The organism is Candidatus Poribacteria bacterium (genome assembly GCA_021295715.1).
In the GTDB taxonomy this organism is placed as follows: Bacteria; Poribacteria; WGA-4E; order WGA-4E; family WGA-3G; genus WGA-3G.
In genome coordinates this window covers 1-23,922 of sequence record JAGWBV010000023.1, presented here as the reverse complement: position 1 = coordinate 23,922, position 23,922 = coordinate 1, and the positions used below count along the sequence as shown (strand labels likewise).

The 23,922-nt window shown below is 48.8% G+C and carries 19 protein-coding genes; 17 read left to right on the top strand and 2 right to left on the bottom strand.

What is annotated here, in order from left to right:
- Positions 1–80 precede the first annotated feature (80 nt).
- Together J4G07_07955 and J4G07_07950 are read left to right on the top strand one after the other, a co-directional pair.
- Positions 81–1,301, top strand: a complete 1,221-nt coding sequence (locus tag J4G07_07955) for an alcohol dehydrogenase catalytic domain-containing protein (GenBank protein MCE2413921.1) — start codon at positions 81–83, stop codon at positions 1,299–1,301.
- Positions 1,302–1,318: 17 nt separating this feature from the next.
- A complete protein-coding gene (locus J4G07_07950; GenBank protein ID MCE2413920.1) occupies positions 1,319–3,286 on the top strand; it encodes a hypothetical protein in 1,968 nt (655 codons plus the stop codon).
- Between the two features lie 265 nt (positions 3,287–3,551).
- On the opposite strand, the gene J4G07_07945 is transcribed toward J4G07_07950, so the two are convergent.
- A complete protein-coding gene (locus tag J4G07_07945; protein MCE2413919.1) occupies positions 3,552–4,706 on the bottom strand; it encodes a transposase in 1,155 nt (384 codons plus the stop codon).
- A gap of 311 nt (positions 4,707–5,017) precedes the next feature.
- Here J4G07_07945 and J4G07_07940 point away from each other — a divergent pair, with 311 nt between their 5' ends.
- The 15 genes from J4G07_07940 to J4G07_07870 all read left to right on the top strand — a co-directional run bounded on the left by J4G07_07940 (position 5,018) and on the right by J4G07_07870 (position 23,095).
- Positions 5,018–6,586, top strand: a complete 1,569-nt coding sequence (locus J4G07_07940) for a DUF2088 domain-containing protein (GenBank protein MCE2413918.1) — start codon at positions 5,018–5,020, stop codon at positions 6,584–6,586.
- Positions 6,583–6,744: a hypothetical protein gene (locus tag J4G07_07935; protein MCE2413917.1), complete on the top strand. Its 162-nt coding sequence runs from the start codon at positions 6,583–6,585 to the stop codon at positions 6,742–6,744. The genes J4G07_07940 and J4G07_07935 overlap by 4 nt, the downstream gene beginning before the upstream one ends.
- Positions 6,745–6,870: 126 nt before the next feature.
- On the top strand, positions 6,871–7,905 hold the full coding sequence (locus J4G07_07930; GenBank protein ID MCE2413916.1) for a methionine synthase: 1,035 nt from the start codon (positions 6,871–6,873) through the stop codon (positions 7,903–7,905).
- Between the two features lie 78 nt (positions 7,906–7,983).
- The gene (locus tag J4G07_07925) at positions 7,984–9,549 is read left to right on the top strand and encodes an AAA family ATPase (GenBank protein MCE2413915.1); all 1,566 of its coding nucleotides are present in this window, start codon (positions 7,984–7,986) and stop codon (positions 9,547–9,549) included.
- Between the two features lie 182 nt (positions 9,550–9,731).
- Positions 9,732–10,475 (top strand): chlorite dismutase family protein, encoded by a 744-nt coding sequence (locus tag J4G07_07920; protein MCE2413914.1) that lies wholly within the window; start codon positions 9,732–9,734, stop codon positions 10,473–10,475.
- A gap of 103 nt (positions 10,476–10,578) precedes the next feature.
- Positions 10,579–11,304, top strand: coding sequence for an ABC transporter permease subunit (locus tag J4G07_07915; GenBank protein MCE2413913.1), 726 nt, complete (start codon positions 10,579–10,581; stop codon positions 11,302–11,304).
- Between the two features lie 3 nt (positions 11,305–11,307).
- Positions 11,308–12,903, top strand: a complete 1,596-nt coding sequence (locus tag J4G07_07910; protein MCE2413912.1) for a GldG family protein — start codon at positions 11,308–11,310, stop codon at positions 12,901–12,903.
- Entirely contained in the window at positions 12,900–14,801 is a 1,902-nt protein-coding gene (locus J4G07_07905; GenBank protein MCE2413911.1) for a DUF4340 domain-containing protein, read from the top strand. Before J4G07_07910 ends, J4G07_07905 begins: the two co-directional genes overlap by 4 nt.
- A gap of 23 nt (positions 14,802–14,824) precedes the next feature.
- Positions 14,825–16,039 (top strand): glycosyltransferase family 2 protein, encoded by a 1,215-nt coding sequence (locus J4G07_07900; GenBank protein MCE2413910.1) that lies wholly within the window; start codon positions 14,825–14,827, stop codon positions 16,037–16,039.
- A 91-nt stretch (positions 16,040–16,130) separates the two neighbouring features.
- Positions 16,131–16,547: a peptide-methionine (R)-S-oxide reductase MsrB gene (gene msrB, locus J4G07_07895; protein MCE2413909.1), complete on the top strand. Its 417-nt coding sequence runs from the start codon at positions 16,131–16,133 to the stop codon at positions 16,545–16,547.
- Positions 16,548–16,684: 137 nt separating this feature from the next.
- The gene (locus tag J4G07_07890) at positions 16,685–17,905 is read left to right on the top strand and encodes a radical SAM protein (protein MCE2413908.1); all 1,221 of its coding nucleotides are present in this window, start codon (positions 16,685–16,687) and stop codon (positions 17,903–17,905) included.
- A gap of 238 nt (positions 17,906–18,143) precedes the next feature.
- Positions 18,144–19,007 (top strand): sugar phosphate isomerase/epimerase, encoded by an 864-nt coding sequence (locus tag J4G07_07885; protein ID MCE2413907.1) that lies wholly within the window; start codon positions 18,144–18,146, stop codon positions 19,005–19,007.
- 95 nt (positions 19,008–19,102) lie between these two features.
- Positions 19,103–20,008, top strand: a complete 906-nt coding sequence (locus J4G07_07880; GenBank protein MCE2413906.1) for a phytanoyl-CoA dioxygenase family protein — start codon at positions 19,103–19,105, stop codon at positions 20,006–20,008.
- Positions 20,009–20,559: 551 nt separating this feature from the next.
- A complete protein-coding gene (gene mdh / locus J4G07_07875) occupies positions 20,560–21,498 on the top strand; it encodes a malate dehydrogenase (protein ID MCE2413905.1) in 939 nt (312 codons plus the stop codon).
- A 130-nt stretch (positions 21,499–21,628) separates the two neighbouring features.
- Entirely contained in the window at positions 21,629–23,095 is a 1,467-nt protein-coding gene (locus tag J4G07_07870) for a DUF2779 domain-containing protein (protein MCE2413904.1), read from the top strand.
- Between the two features lie 97 nt (positions 23,096–23,192).
- On the opposite strand, the gene J4G07_07865 is transcribed toward J4G07_07870, so the two are convergent.
- Positions 23,193–23,798, bottom strand: a complete 606-nt coding sequence (locus J4G07_07865) for a hypothetical protein (GenBank protein ID MCE2413903.1) — start codon at positions 23,796–23,798, stop codon at positions 23,193–23,195.
- Positions 23,799–23,922: the final 124 nt, after the last annotated feature.

Below are 23,922 nucleotides of genomic sequence, written 5' to 3'. Positions count from 1 at the left end.
TCTTTTCGTTACCACTCTTTTATGGGGCACCGCTCAACCCAACCTACGGGTAAAATCGCGACCTCCTTGGAAACAACATAGTGGAAGCTATTCAATATACCAAAAGCATCCCTCGTTATTTGGCGATGCGCTATCTTGGGAAACGGTGGCGAAGTCTTTATACGTCTCCATTTTCCTGCACGCGTCTCGTTGATATTCCGGAGCCACAACTGCCAACACCTGAATGGGTCAAAGTCAGAACCCGACTCAGCGGCATTTGTGGCTCCGATTTGGCAACAATCACTGCGAAAGGGAGTCCCTATTTCTCGCCGTTCACGTCAACGCCTTTTGTATTAGGACATGAAATCGTCGGTGAAATCGCGGAGATAGGCGATGCTGTGGAGGGGTTCTCTGTTGGGACACGGGTGGTGATCGAACCGGCACTGTCGTGTCCCGTGAGAGGAATCTCGCCGCCGTGTTCCCAATGCCGAAATCAACGTTTTGCCAACTGCGAAAACATCATAAAAGGCGACATCTCTGAAGGGGTTCAAACAGGTTATTGCCGCGATACAGGGGGCGGATGGAGCCAATATGTTCTCGCGCATCAGTCGCAACTCCATCTCGTTCCTGACGGTATTTCGGACGAAACGGCGGTGCTCCTCGAACCCTTTGCCTGCGCGCTACACGGCGTTCTGAAAATTCCGTCCAACAGAACAGCGACTATCTGTGTCATCGGCGGCGGGACTATCGGACTGCTCACCGTTGCGGCACTTCGGGTCCTTGGACATCGCAACAGAATTAGCATTTTCGCCAAATATCCGCACCAACAGCAATTGGCGAGGGAACTCGGCGCGGATGATGTGTTATCACCGAATAGTGATCGGTATGCGGCGTTCTGTGAACTCACAGGGGCAAAATCGTATCAACCTGAATTAGGACAACAGGTATTACTGGGTGGTGTGGATGTTACCTTCGATTGTATCGGCTCCAGCGTCACAATAGACGACGCGCTCCGTTTTACCCGAGCGGGAGGCGAGGTCATCTTGGTCGGTATGCCGGGGGTCCCGAAAAACGTTGACTGGACTTCAATCTGGTATAAGCAGTTGCGCGTAACGGGTGCCTATACGTACGGACTCGAAACGCATAACGGAGAACAGGTCCATACCTTCACACTCGGTATGCGTCTCCTCCAAAAAATGAAATCCCATTTGCGTCCACTGGTCAGCACGCTCTTTCCACTGCGAGATTACAAACGTGCTATCCAGACTGCCTTGAACACAGGAAAAACAGCGACCGTGAAAACGGCTTTTGATTTACGGTAAAATGACATACACCTCCTATGACATCCCCCACCACCTCTCAGAATTTTCAGCAAACCACCCATCTTGCTCACACTGGACTTACACTGCGGAGTGTGCTTATCGGTATGGGAGGCGTGATATGCCAATGCTTCGCCACTCCCTATAACGATTTCCACGTCGGTGGCACCTACCTTGCGGGAAATCACTTACCGATCGCCGTTGTCTTTGTCATGCTGATTTTCGTCCTCAGCATTAACGTCCTCCTCAAGAAACTGAAACCCGGCACCGAATTGCAAGGTGGCGAACTCCTCATTATCTGGGGAATGATGGTGGTTGCATCAGGCATTCCTTCCTCAGGTCTGATGCGATACCTCGTTCCACTCGCTGTCAGTCCACACTACTTCGCAACCGCCGAAAACGAGTGGATTACCCTTTTTCATCAGCACCTTCCAGATTGGATGGTCGTGAAAGACCCAAAAGCCGTCTTCTATTTTTATGAGAAATTACCCGATGGCGATTCGATCCCGTGGCGAGCATGGCTGAAACCGATTGTCGGATGGAGTGCGTTTGTCCTGATTTTCTATTTCGTTACCATCTGCTGGACGGTACTTCTCCGAAAACAGTGGGTAGAACACGAACGCTTCACGTTTCCGATCGTTCAATTGCCGCAGGAGATGTTCCAATCTCCGTCAGGGGGTACCCTTCTGAATCGGTTCTTCAAATCGCGGCTGATGTGGTTCGGTTTCATGCTGCCTGTCATATTGCACGGCTTGAGAGGACTGAACTCGTATTTCCCAGCCTTTCCGAGACCGCCCCTCGATTTCCCGATTGCCCAATTCTTCACCGAAAAACCGCTATCTGCACTTGGATGGTGGCCCACGGTGCATCTGTTTATCTATCCCTCAATTGTTGCCATCGTCTATCTACTGACCCTTGAGATATCGTTTAGTTTCTGGTTCTTCTTCCTACTCGGAAAGATGGAGACGGTGCTTATCTACGCAACAGGCTCGAAAGTGAATCAGTGGAACTTCCACCAGAATCAACAGATGGGTGCACTGCTCGTCTTTATCGGATTTATCCTCTTTATCGGCAAACGCCACTTCGGACGTGCATTCGCTACCATCTTTGGGAAACAGGCAGATGACACAAACGAACCGCTACCTTACGTTTGGGCGGTCGGTGGTTTAATCGTCGGTATCCTGCTACTTACGCTGATATGTCGCATGGCAGGGATGAGTGTGTGGGTCGCACTTGTTATGCTGGGGATTTTCCTCGCCATAACGACGGTCGGAACGTGGATGGTTGCGAACGGCGGTTTGTTGTTTATCATCTACTCTTACCTCCCCGGTGAATTCCTGATTACGTTGTTTGGTAGTTCTCGTGTGAACGCCCCGAGCTGGACGTTGGTCTCGTATGAACGGGTCTTGATGTTCGATATGCGGGAGATCCTCATGCCGGGAATCATGAACAACTTCAAACTCGCAGAACCGCTGCGCCTCAAGCAGCGTCCGTTCCTACTTGCGATGGGGATCGCGATCGTCTTGGCGATGGGTGTCTCTTACTACACGTCCTTAGACCTTGCCTACACGCACGGCGCGGTGAACTTGCAACACTGGACCTACATGATCTCCACGACCGTCCCATTTAACCGACTTACCAGCATCCTCCAAAACCCAAGTGGCATTGAGTTGGAACGGCTCGGTTCGTTCATCTTCGGCGGTGCCACGATGTTCGGGATGCTCTGGATGCGACACCACTACCTCTGGTGGAAACTACATCCGATCGGCTCTCTCCTGATGACGAGTTATGCGACCTTCTGTTTTTGGGGTTCATTCTTCATCGGTTGGCTTTTCAAATACACCGTCCTGAAATTCGGCGGCGTCACCCTCTATCGCAAACTCCGTCCTTTCGTGTTAGGCATTATATTAGGAGAATGCTTCATCGGCGGTATCTGGATCGTTGTTGGACTCTTTACGGGCATTGGGTATCGTCTATTGCCGGGTTGATCCAGTGTGCGTCTATAAAAATAGCAGGCATGGATCGTGTAAAGTGTTGGGTTTCGCTACACTCTACCCAACCTACGAGACTTTGAAACTGCCCCACCTCGTGCAATCTGGAATGAGATTTGCCCTATTCGGTACAATTTTTGCCCCAAATACCAGTGGAATACCTACCCAGACTGGCACGCGATTTGCTCATAGCAGCTATAGTAGAAATGTCTAAATCTGTTGACATACTCTCCCTGCTAAAGCATGGGAGATTCTGGTATCATTAAGAACCGCCTGCTATCGCAAGTCTAACGTTTTCTACTCCAAAGGTTGATGCCCCAACCTGAAGAATGTTAATAGCCGCATTAATATCGCGGTCATGATAGGTATGGCAATGTCTACATGTCCATGTTCTATCCCTCAACTCAAGCGAAATGCGTCTGTCGCATATATGGCAGACGGAAGTTGTCGGTTGCCATTGATCAATAAATTCAACACGCTTACCACGTTTCTTTGCTTGCCACTTGAGTTTCTGCAAGAATGCGAAGAATCCGATGTCAGACACTTTTCGTCCCCAAAGGCGTTTCATGCCGTCAAGGTTCAACGTCTCAAAGAACAGAACATCAAACCGACGCACAAGTTCAAGGGCGAGTTTCCACTGGTGATCTTCGCGTTGCCTTGTAATCTTGCGGTGTATACGGGCATGGTGTTGGCGGGCGCGTTCTCTATTATTGCTTCCACGTTGTTTTCTGGACAATTGGCGATTCGTGGCTCTAACTTTATCCATAGACTCGATCTGAAAATGAGGCGATGGATGGTGTTTACCGTTGGAGCAGGTCAGCATTGTTTTCATGCCCATATCAAACCCCGCAGCATTACCCGTCATTGGCTTGAGATGGGACTGAATATGATCCGTAACAATAGACATGTAAAAATCGCCAAGTGCATCTTCTTTGATAGTAACAGTTTTGATATTGCCAAATATAGGGCGACTGAGATTAAATCGGTAAGTTTTTCCCATGATAGACACGCGATCGCTATAGATTCCAAATCCTTTATCCCCCGCTATAGGCGTATCAAACTTGTATCCAGATGGACACATTGTGAACGAGTAAGGTTTACGAACCGATCTGAATTTTGGAGGGCGTTTCGCGATTTTCCTAAAGAACCGCTGGTAACCTTCATCAAGACGTTTTAAAACTTGGCGTGCTGCCCATGAATCTAACTCACGCCACTGTGCAAACATCTCTGGATGTGACTTACGCAGAATCGTGAACGCTTGCGACATCTCTTTGTAGGATAAATACGATAGCCCAAGAGAATATCGTGTGCGTTGCCAACCGAGAAAGTAGTTCCATATTGTGTGTGCAATCCACGTCTTTCGTTTCAGATTCCGATTACGTGGCGCACGGAAAAGTTTATAGTTTGTGGTATACATCGTGTTTTTCTTTACATCATGATACCGCTTCTAAACGGTGCGGTGGCACTCCCAAGCAGGAGGTAGAATCCACCGCCACGATGTAAGGCTATTATACCATATTTTTCGCCAAACGTCAAGGAAAAAATGAACACTTTGGTCCTTTCCAAAAGGGCGAGTCTGTATCCCCCAGCTGAAGCAAGGGGTTTTAGACTCGGAAACTTTGATAAAAAATTTGCACACTCCCACAAATTATGGTAAAATAGATTGGTGATTGCAAGCCGTAAAAACATAGACTGAAACCGTCTCAAGAAGCGAGTTATCCCGTATAAATGAAATACTTCACCTACTTCGGAAATCATCTCATCAACGCGAAATTGCCGGACAATTCAGAGGTTTACTACGCGAAACCTCCGCTACCGGGAATCAAGCGCGCCGCACTGAGCGAACATACACAGCGCGCATTTGAAAACCCACTTGAGATGCCCTCGTTACGCGAACTCGTTAACGGCAACTCAAAGGTGCTTATCCTGTTCGATGATAACTGCCAACCTTTCCCCGCCACCAAAAAGCCGGATATGCGGCAGATCATGACCGAGACGCTTCTGAAGATGCTCTATAGCTACGGCGTGGAGAAAAAGAACATCCAACTGATGTGCGCTGTTGCGTTGCATCGAAAGATGAAAGAACACGAACTCGCCTATATGCTCGGAAAAGACATCATGGACGAGTTTTATCCGCATCAACTCCGAAACTTCGATGCTGAGGATGCAGAACAGATTGTTCAGGTAGGGCAGACAGAAAAAGACGAAACCGTTGAGACGGATAAGGCAGTCCTTGAATCCGATCTGGTGATTTATGTTGATATGATACAGATCCCGCTCAACGGTGGGCATAAATCTGTCGCGGTGGGTCTTGGGACGTATAACTCCATTGCACCGCACCACTCGCCGCACATGACATCGGAAAGCCCGCACGTCATGCAACCTGAAGGTTCGCACATGCACGCCTGTATCGAGCGGATGAGTCGTCTGATTCAGAAAGAGACACCCATCTTGGTACTCGAAGCGGCGATGAATGGCGCGATTTATCCGTTTCATCTGCGCTACGTCGGGAAACCGAACCGCGACTGCAACATCGCAGAGAGGGTGCTGAAAACCTTCACACCGGCGACGCTATCGCTGCTGCCTGAATCGTTGCGTTACAAGATACTCAAGAGCGTCCAAACGGACTACGAACCGATACAAATCAACGCAGGCGACATCGATGCAGTCCATGCGAAAACGTTAGTGTCAATGAAGGATCAGTTGGCAATAGATATTCCACGCCAATTCAGCACGCTGGTATTCGGACTTCCCGATATGAGTCCCTACGCCGTTGATGCGCGTATCAACCCGGTTTTGGTGGTGAGCGATGTTTTAGGCTACGTCTTCAATTGGTTCTATAACAAACCCATCATCAAAAAGAACGGTGTCGTTATCATCATGAACCCGACCTACGAGATCTTTCACGACGAGTATCACGTCGCCTATAAACAATTTTATGATGAAGTCCTCGCCGAAACGACAGAACCTTTTGAGATGCAGCAGAAGTTTCAGGAAAAATACGCAAAAGACGAGTATTTTATCGATTGCTATCGGAACAGGTTTGCGCATCACGGTTTCCATCCGTTCACTGTCTGGTATTGGGCAACATATCCGCTGAAATACCTCGCGAAGGTAATCCTCGTCGGTCCGAAGGAACCGAGAGTTGCACAACGGCTTGGTGTTGACTGGGCGAAAAACTTAGACGATGCACTCGCGATGGCGCGTGAAATCTCTGGGGAAGACGATGTGGTCGCCTTGACGATGCCGCCGTTCTTCTATGCAAACGTTGGGGGTTCTAAAGGAGGCTCACAATGAACGACGAAAAAATCACGACGCTGGATATGTTTCAGTTGCTGCGGGAAGATATAAAATCTTCGGAGGCACGCCTCTTGGCGGATATACATGGTTTGGAGGATCGATTACGAAAAGTGGAGGAAGCCGTCGCTGGCAAAAAAGCAGTGACAACTTTTTAGAAAACGCTCATGAATTGGCTCTTCCGAATTGCCGCCGCGGTTGGTGTCGGCGGTGCGATAAAGGCGTTTTTCTCATAGTTTCAACATAACCGCATCAAACGATGGCAACGGTAAACCTACAAACAAATGAAAAATACGGACATTTTGATACCCACCAGCACTATCGGAAGTTATGCGCCACCGAGTTGGCTGTGCGTTACGTTAGAGGCAATCGGACGCGGAGAACTCGGTGAAACCGATATTAACGAGACCTTCGACGACGCAGTCCGCACTGCTATCTCCGATCAAGAACGCGCCGGCGTTGACATCATCACAGAGGGTGAGATGCGCCGACAAGACTTCGTGCTCGGTTTCTATGAACGGCTCACCGGGTTAGAAGAACTTCCAGCACCCAGAACACAGGGACCCGACGGACACGATCAACGCGGTAAATGGTTGCCCTCTGTCCCGCTCGCGGCTCCCGATGGTCTCGGTATCCTCGCGGAATTTGAGTTCGCGAAGAACGAAACGACGAAACCGCTTAAGGTGACATGTCCCGGTCCGTTCACTCTCTCTGGACGCATCCAGACGGGTGGTATTTATAAAGAACGTCTCGAAGTCGCTTACGCCTGCGCGGAGATTATCAATACAGAGCTCCGCCAACTCGCCGCCGCTGGTGCAGAATTCATCCAGTTAGATGAACCCTCTTACGCCGTTTATCCCGATCGTCCTGAAGCGTTCGTTAAACTGTTCAATCACACCGTTGAAGGTGTCTCTGCAAAGATCGGACTGCACATCTGTTTCGGGAACTACCGCGGCAGAGCTGTCGGGAAACGCTCGTATCGTCCGCTTTTTCCGTATATTTTAGACGCAGCTTTCGATCAACTCGCATTGGAATTCGCAAACCGAGAATTGGCAGAAATCGGATTGTGGAGCGAGTTTCCGAACGATAAAGAACTCGCCGCTGGGCTTATCGATGTCAAAAACTACTATGTAGAAACACCGGAGGATGTGGCGACATTGCTGCGCGCAGCACTCAAGCACGTGCGTCCCGAAAAACTGTCCATCACGCCGGATTGTGGATTCAGTCAAACAGCACGATGGGCAGCTGCCGCGAAACTGAAAACGATGGTAGCCGGTACTGAAATTGTCCGCCGTGAACTCGCGGGTAGGTCCGTTTAAATTAGGTTCGGTTTCCCATTTTAGAAGGAGAGTCGGGAATCGGAGTTCCCTCCTACAGAAGATAGGTAGTATATAGTCATGAGCACAAATAAGAAGGTACCCACACCCGAAGAAATTGAAAAGGAATTCCAAGAATTCGTTCAACAGAAATACGGCGGGAGCGTCCGTTTAATTAACGCATCTGCAGATGATCTGTCGTCTGAAGCAGAAGAAGAAGCACCTGAGCCGAAAAAAACCTTCGATCTGAAGTTCGACCTCAAACCGAAGGAGATTAAACAATACCTCGACCGATATGTGATTAAACAAGACGAGGCAAAGAAGGCACTCGCGATCGCTGTCTGTGACCACTACAATCACGTCCGAGAATGCCACGAAAATCCAGATGCTGCGGAGGCTGATTACTCCAAACAGAACATCGTCATGCTCGGACCGACCGGCGTCGGTAAGACCTACCTCATCCGACACATCGCCAAACTCATCGGCGTGCCGTTCGTCAAAGCGGATGCGACCCGATTCAGTGAAACAGGTTACGTCGGTGCGAACGTTGACGACCTCATCCGTGAGTTGGTAACCCAAGCCGAAGATAACCTCGAATTGGCGCAATACGGCATCATCTATCTCGACGAAGCCGACAAAATCTCGACACCGCCAAATATTATGGGACGCGATGTGAGTGGACGTGGCGTGCAGATTGGGCTCCTCAAATTGATGGAGGAAACCGAAGTCGATCTGCGTAGCGGAAACGATGTCGCCTCGCAGATGCGTGCCGCTATGGAATTCCAGAAAAGCGGCAAGGTCGAGAAAGAGGTTATCAATACACGGCATATCCTTTTCATCATCAGTGGTGCGTTCACGGGTATGGTAGATATTATCAAGAACCGTATGCATCAAAACAAAATCGGCTTCAACGCTGAGATTACCAGCCAAACCGACGATACGACCCAGTATTTCGAGAACGTTACACCGAAAGACTTCATCGACTTCGGCTTTGAACCCGAATTTATCGGACGCCTGCCTGTACACGTCATTTGTACGGAACTCGGCGTAGATGACCTTTTCTATATCCTGAAACACTCCGAAGGCTCCATTATCCGACAATATGAAAACGCGTTTCGCGCGTATGGCATCACGACCCTGTTTTCAGACTGCGGTTTACGAAGAATCGCCGAAAAAGCGATTGCGCAAAAAACAGGAGCGCGTGCTTTAATGACGGTCTGCGAAAAGGTTCTGCGCAACTATAAATTTGAACTTCCGTCCACGGGTGTCGAGGAATTTGTTGTCACCACTGAAGTTGTCGATGCGCCTGATGTGGAACTCAAGCGAATCATCGGAGACGCCGACTACAACCACAGGACAGTGATGTATGAACAGGTTCGCCGGTATGAAGCACAGTTCTACGCAGAACATCAACTGCAAATTCAGTTCGACGATGAGGCAACTGCGCTTATTTGTGAACGTGCGATTGCAGACGCACAAACAGTCCAGCAGGTCTGCGACCAACTCCTCGGCAGCTACCAGCACGGGTTAAACCTAATTAAACAGAACACAGGACAATCCACATTCACTTTCCCAAAGGCTGTTTTGGAAAATCCCGATCAGGTGCTCGAAGAGTGGATTCGCGAGTCGTACACGACAAAGCGTTGAATATAGCAGTCGGCGATCAGCCGTCAGCCATCAGTCATAAAGCGAAAAACCATTATATGGTAGATTTTGGATTAATTGGAACTTAGTAACGGCGAGGTTAGGAAACCTCGCCAGCGGTGGTAGAGCACCATCGTTCTAACAGCCCATTGAAATGTCTATTTTTTTGGATTCACCCTAAATTTATGAATACCGAACAGAAGAAGCCACAACGTCCTGAACCACCGGATATCCAAGAAGTCGGCGCGCCCATCGACGGAAAACTGCAGGTGAGCGACCGACGTTTGTTCTTTCAACTGCACATCTTTAAAGAATGCTATGATCACAGACTTCTCGTTAAAATACTTGAGAAAGGAAGTCTCAACGCGGTCCTATACGACGATTTAAACCATCCGACAGGGATCGGTGTGCTGTTCATTGCAGAAGACCCAGCGGTGTTAATGGCAGAGTCACGCGCCCTACTCGTAAAAGCACAGGACGCGCCGAAACTCGCATATCGTCCAGAAATGACGATGACAGGTCGAACGTATTCAAGTGGCAGAGAACCGAATCTGGAAGAGTGGCTCCTCAACAGACCCCTCCAAAACGTTCTCAATCCTGAGTTTCCGTGGGCGATTTGGTATCCACTGCGCCGAAAATCTGAGTTCTATCGTCTCGAATACCGTGAGCGGGGTCGAATCTTAGGCGAACACGCCTTGCTCGGTCGTAGTTACGCCGCGGGTGGATACGCCAGTGACATCCGACTCGCATGTTTCGGATTAGATACAAACGACAACGAATTCGTTATTGGATTGGTTGGTCCCGATCTACATCCGTTATCGCGCTTGATACAGGATATGCGTCAAACGGAGCAGACCACGAAATACATCGAATCCCTCGGTCCCTTCTTCGTTGGAAAAGTTCGGAAACAATTTGCGAGAGGTGCATAGAAAAAAATGCCAGTAGTATGCAACAACGGCGCGTGCGGACCTTAAGCGAAAACCGCTAACGCCCTAATTGCCTATCTCCACGCGTGGCGATGCAAGAAAAATAATGAGAAATATTTTTGCCGTTTGCACAAAAGAACTCTATACCTATTTCGTTTCACCGATCGCCTATTTCGTCTGCTTTGTCTTTACAGCGATTTCGGGGTTCCTGTTCTCCATCCTGCTCATCAGTGCCAGCAACGTCGGCGGAACCGGTGGATATGTGATGGAAACACTCTTCGGTAACATGGCGATTGTTTTACTCTTTTTTACGCCAGTGCTGACAATGAAACTCTTTGCGGAAGAACGGAAATCGGGAACGATTGAACTCCTTCTTACCTCCCCAATCACAGACGGACAAGTGGTTCTCGGCAAATTTTTGGCGAGTTGCACATTGGTCCTTATTATGCTTGGCTTAACGCTTCTGTTTCCACTCCTGACCCAACGCTTCGGTTATTTGGACGGCGGACTCCTCATCAGCGGTTATCTCGGTATCCTCCTCATCAGTTCCTCCTTTCTGGCATTAGGTTTGCTGATGTCGTCAATGTGTAAAAACCAACTCGTCGCGGCGTTGACAAGTTTTGGCATCCTCATAACATTATGGGTGATCGGTTCACTCTCAGCCCGCGGTGGACCGATAACGAAATTCCTGAGTTACCTGTCGCTTCCTGAACACTACCGAGATTTCTCACGCGGTATCATCCTTTTGAAAGACGTTATTTACTACGTCAGTTTCACATGTGTCTGCTTATTTGCGACGTTCAAGTCGATTGAATCATCAAAGTGGAGGTAGAACATGGAAGCCAACAAAAGGGTGACAGGTCCGCTCCTCGGTTTCCTAACGCTAATTTTCAGTTTCATTGCGATCGCCAGTTGGCTCTTTCAAGCGAGGCTCGTTTTTTGGATCTGCCTCTTGCTCGCGCTGATCTCACTCGGCATTTTCGCATGCTTACGATTCACTGATTTTAGGAATTTCTTCATCAGCCGCCAAGCGCGTTACGGAGCGAACGTCGCTTTAAGTATCGTTGGAGTTATCGGCATTGTGGTTTTTGTCAATGCTATTGTTGTCCGTCAGTTTGATAAACAGATAGATTTAACAAAGTTGCAGCTTTACACGCTTTCGGAACAAACGCAGACCGTTCTCAAAGACCTTAAAAAGGAAATCCGGGTCATAGCGTTTTTCAGCGACGAAACCTCACAGTCAGCGGCTCGTGCGAAAGATATATTAGAATTGTACCAGCGTGAAACTGAACTTTTAACCTTTTCATTTAAAAATCCTTACATCGACCTCCAACTGAGCACCAGATATCAACTGCGATACGATGGGACAATCATTTTCGATAGCGAGGACCGATACGAAAAAGTCGGAGCGGTTGAGGAACAGAAATTCACGAGTGCGATTCTTAAACTCATCCGAGAGGAGACGAAAAAGGTTTACTTCCTTGTGGGTCACAAAGAACATGAAATCGGTGATTTCAATAATGACGGATATAGTGAAGTTCGGACGGAGTTAGAGAATCAGAACTATGCGGCGTTTTCCCTTTCGCTCTTGACAGAACCGGACATTCCAGCGGATTGTGAATTGCTTGTCATCGCCGGTCCAAAAACCGCCTTGACGGCTAATGAAATTAACATAGTGGCGAAATACTTAAGGCGTAATGGAAAATTGTTCTTGATGCTCGATCCGTCGTTAGCCTCCGCAGAAGATGCAAACAGAGGACTCGTTCGACTCATGAGGAGATGGGGAATCGCGATCGGAAATGATATTGTCATCGACGAGACCCAGTTCGTACCGCTGTTCGGACCCCGCGCACCGGTCCCAGGGTTTGAACTGCACGAGATTACGCGTGCGATGAGAGATCCTGTCGCATTTCCTGTGACCCGCTCTGTCACACCGATAGCAGATAGCGTCTCGCACCTCAGCGTCAAATCGCTTGCCAAAACCGTTGGTGGCACAGACGACAGCTGGGGCGAAAAGCAACGCGACACGGATGGCACGTTCAGTGGATCGTTTACTTACACGCCCGGCACAGACCTGCCGCCCCCGGTATCTGTTGCCGTTGCCGCTGAGAAAAAAGCCGAACAAAACAGCGATGGGAATGCCGCACGCGGTCCGACGCGAATCGTTGTTTTTGGGGACTCAGATTTCGCAGCGAATGCGGCTTTCCGAGAGGCAAACCGCGACCTCTTTCTCTCTACAATCAATTGGCTTACATTAGAAGAGGATCTCATCGCGATCCGTCCTATCGACTTACAGGGGCAAACGCTGCGCCAAATGCGCGTTCACGATACACGTTTAGTTCAAATAACATCTGTATTCCTGATACCTTCAACCGTCTTTCTCGCTGGACTTATCGTTTGGTGGCAACGCCGTAAAGGAGAGGACGCGTGAATTTCAGGACGACCCTTATCATTATAGTTCTCCTCGGAGGCATTGCGGGCGCGTATTTCCTATTTTTTCAGGAATCGCCAGAGAACGCATCAACAAGTGAAAAACCGCCGATCCATCAGGTTTACGGTATAACGCGAGAAAAGGTCCAACAGGTGGAAGTTATGTTCGCGGATAAGGCATACCAAGATCTGAAATTGGTAAAAGGTGTGTCTGGGAACTGGCAATTGGAAAACCCTTTTCAAGCAGATGCGGACAGTGAAAAAGTGAACCAAATGTTAGACGACATACTCAATAAACGCATCAAGCAGACGCTTGAGGTAACAACGCTGGCAGAGTACGGTCTGGATATACCGAGCATCATACTTTCGCTGTGGACAGAACAGGCATCACCAGCGGTAACCTTTTCTATCGGTAAGAAAGCGATTCATTTTTCTGTCTATGTCAAAGAGAGATCCGAAGCACATATCTTTTTGATCGAATCCAGTGCGCTTGACGATCTGACGAAATCCCCGACAGACCTCCGCGACCCGTCGGTTATTAAGTTCAACGCGGAAACGGTGTCTAAGATTCAGCTTGCGTCCAGAGATATAGGGCGGAATAGCGATCAGCGATCAGCGGTCAGCGGTCAGCGGAATAGCGGTCAGAAAGAGAACCTCCTTACCGATAGCCGATTGCTGAAAGCTGACGGCTATACAACCCTTAATTGCGAAAAGCGAGATGGGACATGGCGTGTCACGCATCCGATCGAAGCAAAAGCAGACACCCAAGAAATTGAGAATCTTCTTTCGGAATTGCGTTCATTGCAGGTGTCAACATTTGAAGCCGACCAAGCAGACGCGAATACGCCAGCGGAGTTAGAAAGGACCGGGTTAGACACGCCACGCGTCCAGATAAAACTGACAGATGGAAATAGCATCTACGGGCTTAACATCGGTGCAGAAGTCCCGCCAGAAAATGGGACTCTGGGACACGTCTACGTCAAATCCGTTCACCAAGACGCCATCTACACCGTCAGCAATGACATCTATCGACTTCTCAATACATCTGTTTTCGATCTGCGCGATAAAAGGATTATAGACTTCCAACGGACGGATACAATTCGTATCCAAATCAAACAGGATCAGGAGACGACTGTCTGCACCAAAAACTCTGATAATACATGGGAATTACAAACCCCGACAGGAAAAGTGAAGGCAGATGCGAAAGTGGTGGATGATCTGATTTTTGGCGTAGATTCCCTCGAAGCTGCTGCTTTTGTTGACACGCCTCCGAAAAACCTTGCGTTTTACGGCTTAGCGTCACCGTCAATTGAGGTTGCCTTTACGCAACGTGGTGAAGAAAAACCAGCGGTGTTACATATTGGAGACTCTACCGAAGACGGAACCGTCTACGTTAGAGCCGAGCCGTCCAATCAAATCGCCCGTGTCGAACGCGATTTAATCGACAAGATTGCGCTCGGTGCGGCATGGTTAAGAGATAAACAGATTCTCAACTTCCACATTGACGACGCGATTCGGTTCACTTTGCACGGAGAAGATTCGCTGACATGCCAACGCCTCGGGACGAACTGGCGACTCACCTCGCCGGTGAAAGAAGAGGCGAACAACGCAGAAGTTAACGCTATCATCTACGAACTCGATGATCTGATGGCAGACACTTATGTTCGGAGCGAACCCGCACTCACCGATGCGGTGACAGGCTTCAGCACCCCGCAGTTCCAAATTACCATCGAATTGCGGAATCAGAAGGTGTATACCTTGCAAGTTGGAAACCCGACAGAGGCATCCGGGCGTTTTTACGCTCGGCTTCAACACGAACCGAATTTAATCTTTCTGCTTAATGCGGAACTCGTTCCGAAACTGAAAACTACACTTACACGGCTTCGGACGCCGCAATAGTTTTCAGTTAACCAACAACCACTATGCAGATCTATATTATCGCAACCGCTTACTTTTTCGTTATTATCGAACTGCTGATTATTAGCCGGTCCTTTCGGTACGCTCGGCGCGAACGTAGGGCGGATCGACCGACTTACACCCCAAAGGTGGCAATCATCGCGCCTCACTATGGATGGGATGCCGACACAGCAGAACACGCCGAAGGACTCTTGTATCAAACGTATGTGGGTGAATATGAAGTCTTCTTCGTCACACATCAGAAAGCGGACGTAGGACACGATGTCTCTTATCCATATCTGTGCGACATTGCTGACGGTCATCCGCATGCACACGTGTTGTTAGCACCGAATATCGTTGATAACAAACTGCCACGCTCACAAAAGGTGCAGAACCTCATGACAGCGATAGAAAAACTCCCAGATGATATCGAAGTCATAGCGTTTGTAGATGCCGATGTTGGTATCCGCGAAGATTGGCTAACGCTGCTTGTGAACCCGCTTCAAGAACCAGAAATAGGGACAACCGTGGGTGGACGTTTCTATTTCCCGCAAACATGGAATATCGCATCTCTGGTGGAAGCCATCTGGGTAAACTTCCAGATGAGTTTCCAAGGTGATCATCCGCTCTCAATGGTCTGGGGCGGTTCTAACGCCTTTCGACGCGAGATGCTTGAGAAGGCACACATCCTTCAACGCTGGGAAGAAGCCACCATCGAAGATCACAATACGACTTTGGCAATGAAAGATGTTAAACACAAGGTGCATTTTGTCCCAGATTGCGTAGCAATTACACGCACCACCAATCGGACATGGCGCCAAATTGTGGAATTCACGAACCGCCAGATGATTATGACCTTCCACATGGGACTTTGGAAGCAGTGGCTCGCGAGCCTCATCGTGCTTCTCCCGAAAAGTCTCTGTGTGTTTGGAATGATTCCACTCCTATTTTATCGTGACGGGTTTCTGCCGATTGTCTTCATTCCGTTTCTGGAAGCATTTGGTTACAGGCTCTACGCCAAAAATCTACCAAAATGGCTTCGCGAAATGCCGAAGATGCGGGAGACAATTGGCGTAACCTCTTATGTCGCTTCAGTTTCGCTATTGCTCGGAGGCCTGAACGCCCTCTATGCAGTATTCCAGCGGAAAATTACCTGGGGTGGGGTGCGCTACGAAATTTTGTCGGCAACGAAATGTCGGGTTTTAGGGACGGTAAAGTCCAGACGGAAAAACAACGATTAAAGTTAAGATTTTGAAACACATTTGCGTTTTTTTTTAGAATGTAGTATAGTATTGATGTAGGAAACTCACTACATTCATGGAGGAAGGAGAAATGGCAGAAGCCGAAAAAATTATTAAATCAGAAGAAGAATGGCAAGAACAACTCACACCAGAAGAATATAAGGTAACCCGGAAGAAGGGGACAGAACGCGCCTTTACAGGGCAATACCACGACAGCAAAGAGGAAGGCACCTATCACTGTATCTGCTGTGGAAGCCCGCTCTTTAGTTCCGAAGCCAAGTACGATTCAGGAACGGGGTGGCCCAGTTTTTGGGACGCTGTTTCCCCAGAATCCATTGAGACGAAATCGGACCGTAGCATATTTTTCATGCCACGCACCGAAGTCGTCTGTAGCCGGTGTGATGCACACCTCGGACACGTCTTTAACGACGGACCGCCACCGACAGGCATGCGTTACTGCATGAATTCTGCGGCACTGACACTGGTAAAACCGGAAGACAAATCTTAAAATGGCGGTCAGACCAGAGGATTTGATCCACGTCAAATAACTGTTAGAGATTGCTGAAAGGATCGCGTAGCCATCCGACCTAATTGCTGGAAGCACAGCGACCTAACTGCCGATAGTCACAACATAAAGGAGCATTGATGGCACTACGAAGTCGAATCTCATCAAGATTTCTCGTTAACGAACTCGCCACCGCCATATCGGAGGATTGGGGGACTTCGCGGAAGTTCATGCGTTACCAACTCGCCAAAGAAAGTTTCAGCTGGCGGCACCCGCTCGGTGCGAAACACGGCAAAGGAGACCCCATCGAACTGGTAAGCCTCCGCATTACCGACATGTGTAACCTCCGTTGCCATTCTTGTGGACAATGGGGAGATAACGGTTATCTTGTCGGGGAATCTCTCAAAGATCTCAAACAACGCGAAGTCCCTGTCGAAGTCTACAAGAATCTCGTCGATCAGATTGTCGACCAAGGTTGGTCCCCAGTTTGGTACATCTGGGGTGGTGAACCGATGCTTTACCCGGGTATCATCGAATTGATGCACTACATCAAAGCGCGCGGAATGCCGATATCACTCGTCAGTAACGCAACCAACATCGCAAGACGTGCCGATGACATCTTGGAAACCTGCAAAATTATCTATCTGAGCGTTGATGGACCGAATGAGGAGATCCACAACACGCAGCGTCCCGGTGTCTCTGAAAACTATGACAATTTCAAGGATGTCAAAGCCGCGCTGGAAACACTCAATGCGGAAAAAGAGAAACGGAATGTCGCATTCCCTTATATTGTCCCGCTGAGCTGCGTCACAATGTATAACATCGATTATGTCGTGGATCTCTATAAGTTCACGAGTCAATATGCCGATGCGCAAATATTTTATTTGACGTGGTGGATAGATTCCGAATCGGCGCAGGAACACACAGAAGAGTTTGAAAAACGCTTCGGATTCAAACCGCAAACGCATTACGGGTGGATAGGGACATGGAAGGACTTTGATCACGGTGTCATCTTGGATCGCTTTGAAGAGATGGAAAGCCTCTCCAACGAACAGAAACGCTGTCCACCGATTATGATGCCGAGGCTCAACACAAAAGGCGAAATCCAACGCTATTACACAGATCACGAGCAGACCTTTGGGTACAATCAGTGTGTCAGTATCTACATGACTATGGAGATCGATAGCAACGGTGACGTCAGCCTCTGTCGCGATTATCACGACTACATCATTGGTAATATCAAAACGGACAAGGTTGTCGATATGTGGAACAACCAGAAGGCGATGAAGTTCCGACAGTCCGTGAGTAATGATGGACCGATGCCCGTCTGTCGCCGCTGCTGCGGACTCATGGGTTTTTAATTTTTAATTTTACCTTGCGGAGGAACAACGGACGTTTCGACGTTGAAGTACCTTTCTCAAATCCGCCCTCCATTACATTACGGGCTACGGGTTTGAGACTATTGTAGCATAACCTGTTAGGTTGTGCCTCTTCGTGCGTAGGCGACCAACAGTTTCCTACACTGAAACCCCTTCGTACTTAACCAGAAACCATCCAGAAACATAGTGAAGCGATGCTCAAAGGACCATAGTTAAAAATATGAAAATAGGATTACGAATTCCGGGCACAGCCCGACAATTGCCTTTCGCAGATTTTTGTAAATGGTGTGCGGATAACGGGTTTGAAGCCGTTGACATTGGAGAAACGACCCCCGAAATTGTCCAAACAGCAAGAGATGCCGGTCTTGTGATCGGGAGCGCGGATCTCCCGGGTGTCAGCGACTTACTCAGCGCAAAAAAATCTAAACAGAGAGCCGGGGCTTCGGCAGCAAAAGCCGCCATCGAAGCCGCCGCTGACAACGATGTCCATATTATGTTCTGTGTCTTTGTGCCAGAAGATGCCAGTCTCGGCAGAGCAAAAAACTTTGATATTTGGAAGCAAACCATCCCACCTATCGCCGAATTCGCCGCCTCTAAAGGTGTAACGATCGCGGTAGAGGGATGGCCCGGTCCCGGTCCCGCGTATCCTGCCCTCGGTTGTACACCGGAGATGTGGCGTGCGATGTTCGCAGAATGTTCATCCCCGGGATTAGGACTTAACTACGATCCATCACACCTCGTCAGAATCGGTATCGACTATATCCGCGCCCTGAACGAATTCGCGCCCTACGTCAAACATGTCCATGGGAAGGACACAGCCTTCGACGAAGAAGCACTCTACCTACACGGTAATTTGGGACCGAGTTTCCAATCTGCACGCGGTTTCGGTGAAGATTGGTGGCGTTATACGATCCCTGGTGACGGGATAGTGGATTGGTTGAGGGTGGTTCAACGCTTAGAAGACGAGGGTTTTGATGGGATCGTCAGCGTAGAACTTGAAGATTACCGGTATTGGCGAACGTGGGAAGCAGAATCGGACGGTCTGCGCCGCTCACGCGAATTCCTCGCGGAGTTTGTCCGGTAATCCGTCCCATGTTTGCAGAGACGCGCCCCGCGCGTTAGAAAAAGCAACGGCGCAACTCAGGAGGATTTATCATGAAAGAACTTCTTAAGATGGGCATGGAAGCTTCGCCTGAGAAGTATCTTCCTCACCTAATTACAGAAGAAGAGCGCACTCATTTTGAAGAAAATGGCTACCTATACATCCCGAACGCCCTCTCTACTGAAATGCGGGAACAACTCATACACGCCGTGGACACGTTGCACAACAAAGCACTCGCTACAGGTAGAGCAAAGCCCGACTCACACTGGGGTTGGTCGGATTTCTTAGGTGCCGACGACGCGCTCTTAAATCTCGTTGATCTGCACACGACGTTACCGAAAGTCTGGGGAATTTTGGGATGGAATATCTACCTATACCACGCCCACATGCACGTTAAACCGCCAGCCCCACCCGATGCCGAAGAGGGTGAAGGATGGTTGGAATGGCACCAAGACAGTGGACGCGTTAACATCGAGTTGGAAACCGATCCACGCCCGCGTTTGTCCTTGAAAGTGGCATATTTCCTCACAGATGTCTCTGAACCCGGACGTGGTAACTTCTACATCCGCCCCGGCAGCCATCTAAAGTCGGATATGACTGTTCCAACGTCCGAAATCAGTCGCGACCCACGCGAAGCAACCGCAGAGGACATCCCTGACGACGCGATGCCGGTCTGTGTGGAACCCGGAACCGCTGTTCTCTTCGACAGACGCCTCTGGCACTCGCGGAGTCCAAACAACTCCCAAATGACCCGAAAGGCACTCTTCTACGGCTACGGCTACCGTTGGATCCGTCCGAAAGACGAGATGACGGTCGAACCCCTCTATGAAAAGTGCGATGCGATTCGTCGACAACTGCTCGGTGCCGCTACCCGAAACAACGGACGCTACGTCCCTTCGGAAGACGATGTGCCGCTGCGCGGATGGCTTCTTGAAAACCTTGGGGACGATCCTACGCTTGCGATGGGACCCCGGCATGCTTAATTCCGTAATTTCTTAGGGCGAGGTTATCCACCTCGCCTTTTTTTTTCAAAAGCCCTCGATTAAACGATGAAGAAAGAAATTTTCAAAAAACCTAACCAGGTCTTAAAAGAACGGAGGGCAGCCTTAAAGGAACAGATTATCACCTTTGGGACATCAGATAGATTCACACTTGCGTATGCCATCACTGCTGTATCTCTTGGAAGCGTCTACATTATTCGTCTCATTTCAGGTAACAGTTACGATCGCATAATAGAGGGCGGCATTGAATGCATTGTGATATGGTTAGCAAATTATCGGTATTACTGTTTAAAGGTGATATATCCGAAGTTTCGTACCGTTCGTTGGTGGTTTTATATCCTCATAGTTGCCGGTATCATTTCCGCATCCTCTTTCGTAATCGGATGGCCTGGTCCCCGATTCCTCCGATAGGAGCCCGCGCCTCATGGCTGACCAATCCGTTCTACAGGAAACACAGGAAACTTGATTATTTTCAAATTTTGGGGTATAATTTAGTATGGTCAACTAAGCATAACAAATCATACATTTTCACAATGGAGGCAGAAGTGGCAAGAAAAAAAATCAGTGTTATCGGTGCGGGAAACGTCGGCGCAACAGCGGCGTTTCTGATCGCACAAAAACAACTCGGGGATGTCGTCATGATAGACATTGTAGACGGTGTCCCGCAAGGTAAGGCATTGGACATGGCACAAATGGGTCCCGTAGAGATGTTTGATGCTGCAATCGACGGAGATCTGGACTACACAGCAACCGCAGGCTCCGATCTCGTAATTATCACATCAGGTTCCCCACGAAAACCGGGAATGACGCGTGAAGATCTGTTGCAAACGAACGCCAATATCGTTGGTAGCGTCACAGAGAACGTCGTAAAAAATTCGCCAGACTGCATTATCATGATGCTCACGAATCCCCTCGATATCATGACCTACCATGCGTGGAAGGTCTCAGGCTTCCCATCCGATCGCGTCGTCGGACAGGCAGGCGTGTTGGATTCGGCACGGTTCCGCTATTTCATCTCGCTCGAACTCGGTGTCTCCATGGAAGACATCCATGCGCTTGTCCTCGGTGGCCACGGCGACACGATGGTTCCGCTCCCACGTTATACGACCGTCAACGGTATCCCGATCCCGCAACTCATACCGGAAGACCGCATCGAAGCGATGGCACAACGGACTCGCGACGGTGGTGCTGAAATCGTTAACCTTCTTAAAACGAGTGGCTATTATGCCGCCGGTGCCTCGTTGGCACAGATGGCAGAAGCTATCATCCTCGATAAGAAACGGCTGCTCCCTTGCTCTGCACACCTCACCGGACAATACGGTATTGACGACCTCTATATCGGTGTTCCGATTAAACTCGGTGGAAACGGTGTGGAAGAGATCATTGAGATCGAATTAACGGATGACGAAATCGGCTCTTTACAACATTCCGCAGCGACCTATAAAGAAGGCATCGAATTGCTGGGGTACTAAGTAATCTTTGTAACCTTTCCACACCCTCAGCATTTCAACTGAGCACTCCGTTCTGCGTGTTAGATCGCCGAAACACAATTAAGAGGCGGGTTTAGTGCCCGCCCAACCTTCATTATTCCCAAACGTATCAATGCCAAGCTACCTCACAACAGCAAAGTATTTGAACGGCATCCATTGTCTCAAACGGCTCTGGTATGAAGAAAAACATCCCGAAAAAGCACCGCCCTTCTCCTTGTTCCAACAGAGACTTTTCGAGCAACGCAAAGCGTTAAAAACCCTCGTCTACTCCGGATTCCCAGAGGGTGTGTACATTGACGCTGAAGAGCCTGATGTTGCCGTCTGGCAAACCGAAACCGCAATAAGCCGTGGCGAATCCTGTATCTTCAACGCTGCCTTCCATTCAAATGGTGCTTTCGTCCAATCCGATATTCTCCAAAAAAACGAAAAAGGGTGGCACATCATTGAATTTAGAGCATCGAAGAAGATCAAAAAGGAATATCTCCTTAACTTGGCTCTACAAAAGCACATATTGGATGCATCTGATGTACCGATCTCTGCGACGCAATTGCTGCTCCTAAACGAAGCGTGCGTCTATCCTGATTTGTCCAATCTGTTTGTTTTTGAAGATGTGACGGATAAGGTTAATGTGTTAGAACAGGAAGTCCCTGACGCTCTACGGACGTTCAATACGATACGCCACAGCGATGTTGAACCGAGCGTCCTGATTGGGAAAAATCTATGTAACCGACCCTATAGATGCCCGTTCAAGACACCCTGTTGGGCGTTTATGCCTAAAAATTCGGTCTTTACTATTCCGAAAATCAAAGATCCTGAAGCGACTTTGCTGGCAGAGAGTGGCATTTTTCGTCTCTCCGACCTCCCAACCGATTTCCCGTTGACACCGGCACAAAGCAATTATGTTGACAGCGTTCTCGAAAACAGACCAGTCATCAACAGAGCCGCAATTCGACGAGCGTTAGCAAACTTGCAATATCCGATCCATTTTCTCGACTTTGAAGCCGATAGACCTGTGGTCCCACGGTTCAACGGTTTCAAGGTATACGAAGAATTTCCGTTTCAGTTCAGTTGTCACATTCTTCAATCTGATGGTGTGGTTACACATCACGAATACTTGCATCCTGATACAACCGATCCACGTCCGCCGCTCTTGCACTCCCTGCTCGCGCACATCTCCGACCAAGGTTCCATCGTCGTTTACAATCTATCCACCGAACGTCGGATACTCAGAGGTTTGGCTGAATCTTTTCCGGAATACGCTTCGGCACTTCGATCAATCATTAAAAGACTCTGGGATCAGTTAACGGTGCTCAGAAAACACTACGAACACCCGGATTTCTGTGGGTCTAAATCCCTCAAGACGGTCCTTCCTGTATTAGTGCCTTCGCTTTCCTATAAGACTTTAGACATCCAAGAGGGCGGAGACGCGCCAGCGGTTTGGAATTTGATGCTCAGTGCGAGCAGTGAAACCGAAAAGCAAGAATGGGATCGACGTTTGAGAACTTACTGTAAACTCGATACGCTTGCGATGGTCGAAATCCATAAGGTGTTGCAAGAAAAAAGCACCTACCCCGCATAATATGATAGGTGCTAAAGAAATTGTAATAGGTTCGGCAGAAGCCCACAAGAAGAAATTGCACATAACGTAAGTCTCGTTACATCCACTTGTTTTCGTTTCATGCTTTTTGGGCGACCATGCTGGAGAGGATACCGAGGATTCTGTCACACCGCTCAATCGCGTAGGTTACCATATCAATGTGCAGGCATTTTCCGTCCAACTTGAGGAACAGCCAATCTATTCCTGTCGTGGAAGCTCCGTAAACGCAAGGGATATCATTTCCTCTTTCAGCATTAAAGCGTTGGGCGGCGAGCATCTCGGCGACACACTGTCCCATACCCAGTTTCAGGTCATCCTTTTTCGCCTCAACAAGGACGATGACAGGTGCCTGTAACAAATGCTGCACGGGTGAGAGGCTCACCAAAAAATCGCATACCCCGGTTAATCCGCTTTCCTCATCAACACTGAACTCAATGCCAGAAAAAAAACTGATCCGATGATTGAATTGCTCACGGAGTTCAAACAAAATATCAGCAACAATCAGTTCCGACTTTGCCTTCTCTGTCCCTATTGCGGTAGCTAACTGAACCTTTTTCATTAGGACTTCTGTAAGATAGGGGCTTGGAACTACCGCTTCTATTTCAGCAAAGAGTGCCGCGGATTCAACGATTTCTAATTGAAACCCCGTCACCACTGCTTCCAGCGTAAAATTGCTATAAGCCATTGATTGAATCTCCCATATGACATTATAGTAAAGTCCATAATTGATCGGTGCGGTTAGAAACCGCACCATAGGTGTCAATTTAGTAGGAATAAGTATGTTTTTGGTGTAAAACAGAAATACCTCT

Coding starts and splice junctions, on each gene's coding strand:
- J4G07_07950 (MCE2413920.1), top strand. CDS start 1,319: ATGACATCCCCCACCACCTCTCAGAATTTTCAGCAAACCACCCATCTT.
- J4G07_07945 (MCE2413919.1), bottom strand. CDS start 4,706: ATGTATACCACAAACTATAAACTTTTCCGTGCGCCACGTAATCGGAAT.
- J4G07_07940 (MCE2413918.1), top strand. CDS start 5,018: ATGAAATACTTCACCTACTTCGGAAATCATCTCATCAACGCGAAATTG.
- J4G07_07935 (MCE2413917.1), top strand. CDS start 6,583: ATGAACGACGAAAAAATCACGACGCTGGATATGTTTCAGTTGCTGCGG.
- J4G07_07930 (MCE2413916.1), top strand. CDS start 6,871: ATGAAAAATACGGACATTTTGATACCCACCAGCACTATCGGAAGTTAT.
- J4G07_07925 (MCE2413915.1), top strand. CDS start 7,984: ATGAGCACAAATAAGAAGGTACCCACACCCGAAGAAATTGAAAAGGAA.
- J4G07_07920 (MCE2413914.1), top strand. CDS start 9,732: ATGAATACCGAACAGAAGAAGCCACAACGTCCTGAACCACCGGATATC.
- J4G07_07915 (MCE2413913.1), top strand. CDS start 10,579: ATGAGAAATATTTTTGCCGTTTGCACAAAAGAACTCTATACCTATTTC.
- J4G07_07910 (MCE2413912.1), top strand. CDS start 11,308: ATGGAAGCCAACAAAAGGGTGACAGGTCCGCTCCTCGGTTTCCTAACG.
- J4G07_07900 (MCE2413910.1), top strand. CDS start 14,825: ATGCAGATCTATATTATCGCAACCGCTTACTTTTTCGTTATTATCGAA.
- msrB (MCE2413909.1), top strand. CDS start 16,131: ATGGCAGAAGCCGAAAAAATTATTAAATCAGAAGAAGAATGGCAAGAA.
- J4G07_07890 (MCE2413908.1), top strand. CDS start 16,685: ATGGCACTACGAAGTCGAATCTCATCAAGATTTCTCGTTAACGAACTC.
- J4G07_07885 (MCE2413907.1), top strand. CDS start 18,144: ATGAAAATAGGATTACGAATTCCGGGCACAGCCCGACAATTGCCTTTC.
- J4G07_07880 (MCE2413906.1), top strand. CDS start 19,103: ATGGAAGCTTCGCCTGAGAAGTATCTTCCTCACCTAATTACAGAAGAA.
- mdh (MCE2413905.1), top strand. CDS start 20,560: ATGGAGGCAGAAGTGGCAAGAAAAAAAATCAGTGTTATCGGTGCGGGA.
- J4G07_07870 (MCE2413904.1), top strand. CDS start 21,629: ATGCCAAGCTACCTCACAACAGCAAAGTATTTGAACGGCATCCATTGT.
- J4G07_07865 (MCE2413903.1), bottom strand. CDS start 23,798: ATGGCTTATAGCAATTTTACGCTGGAAGCAGTGGTGACGGGGTTTCAA.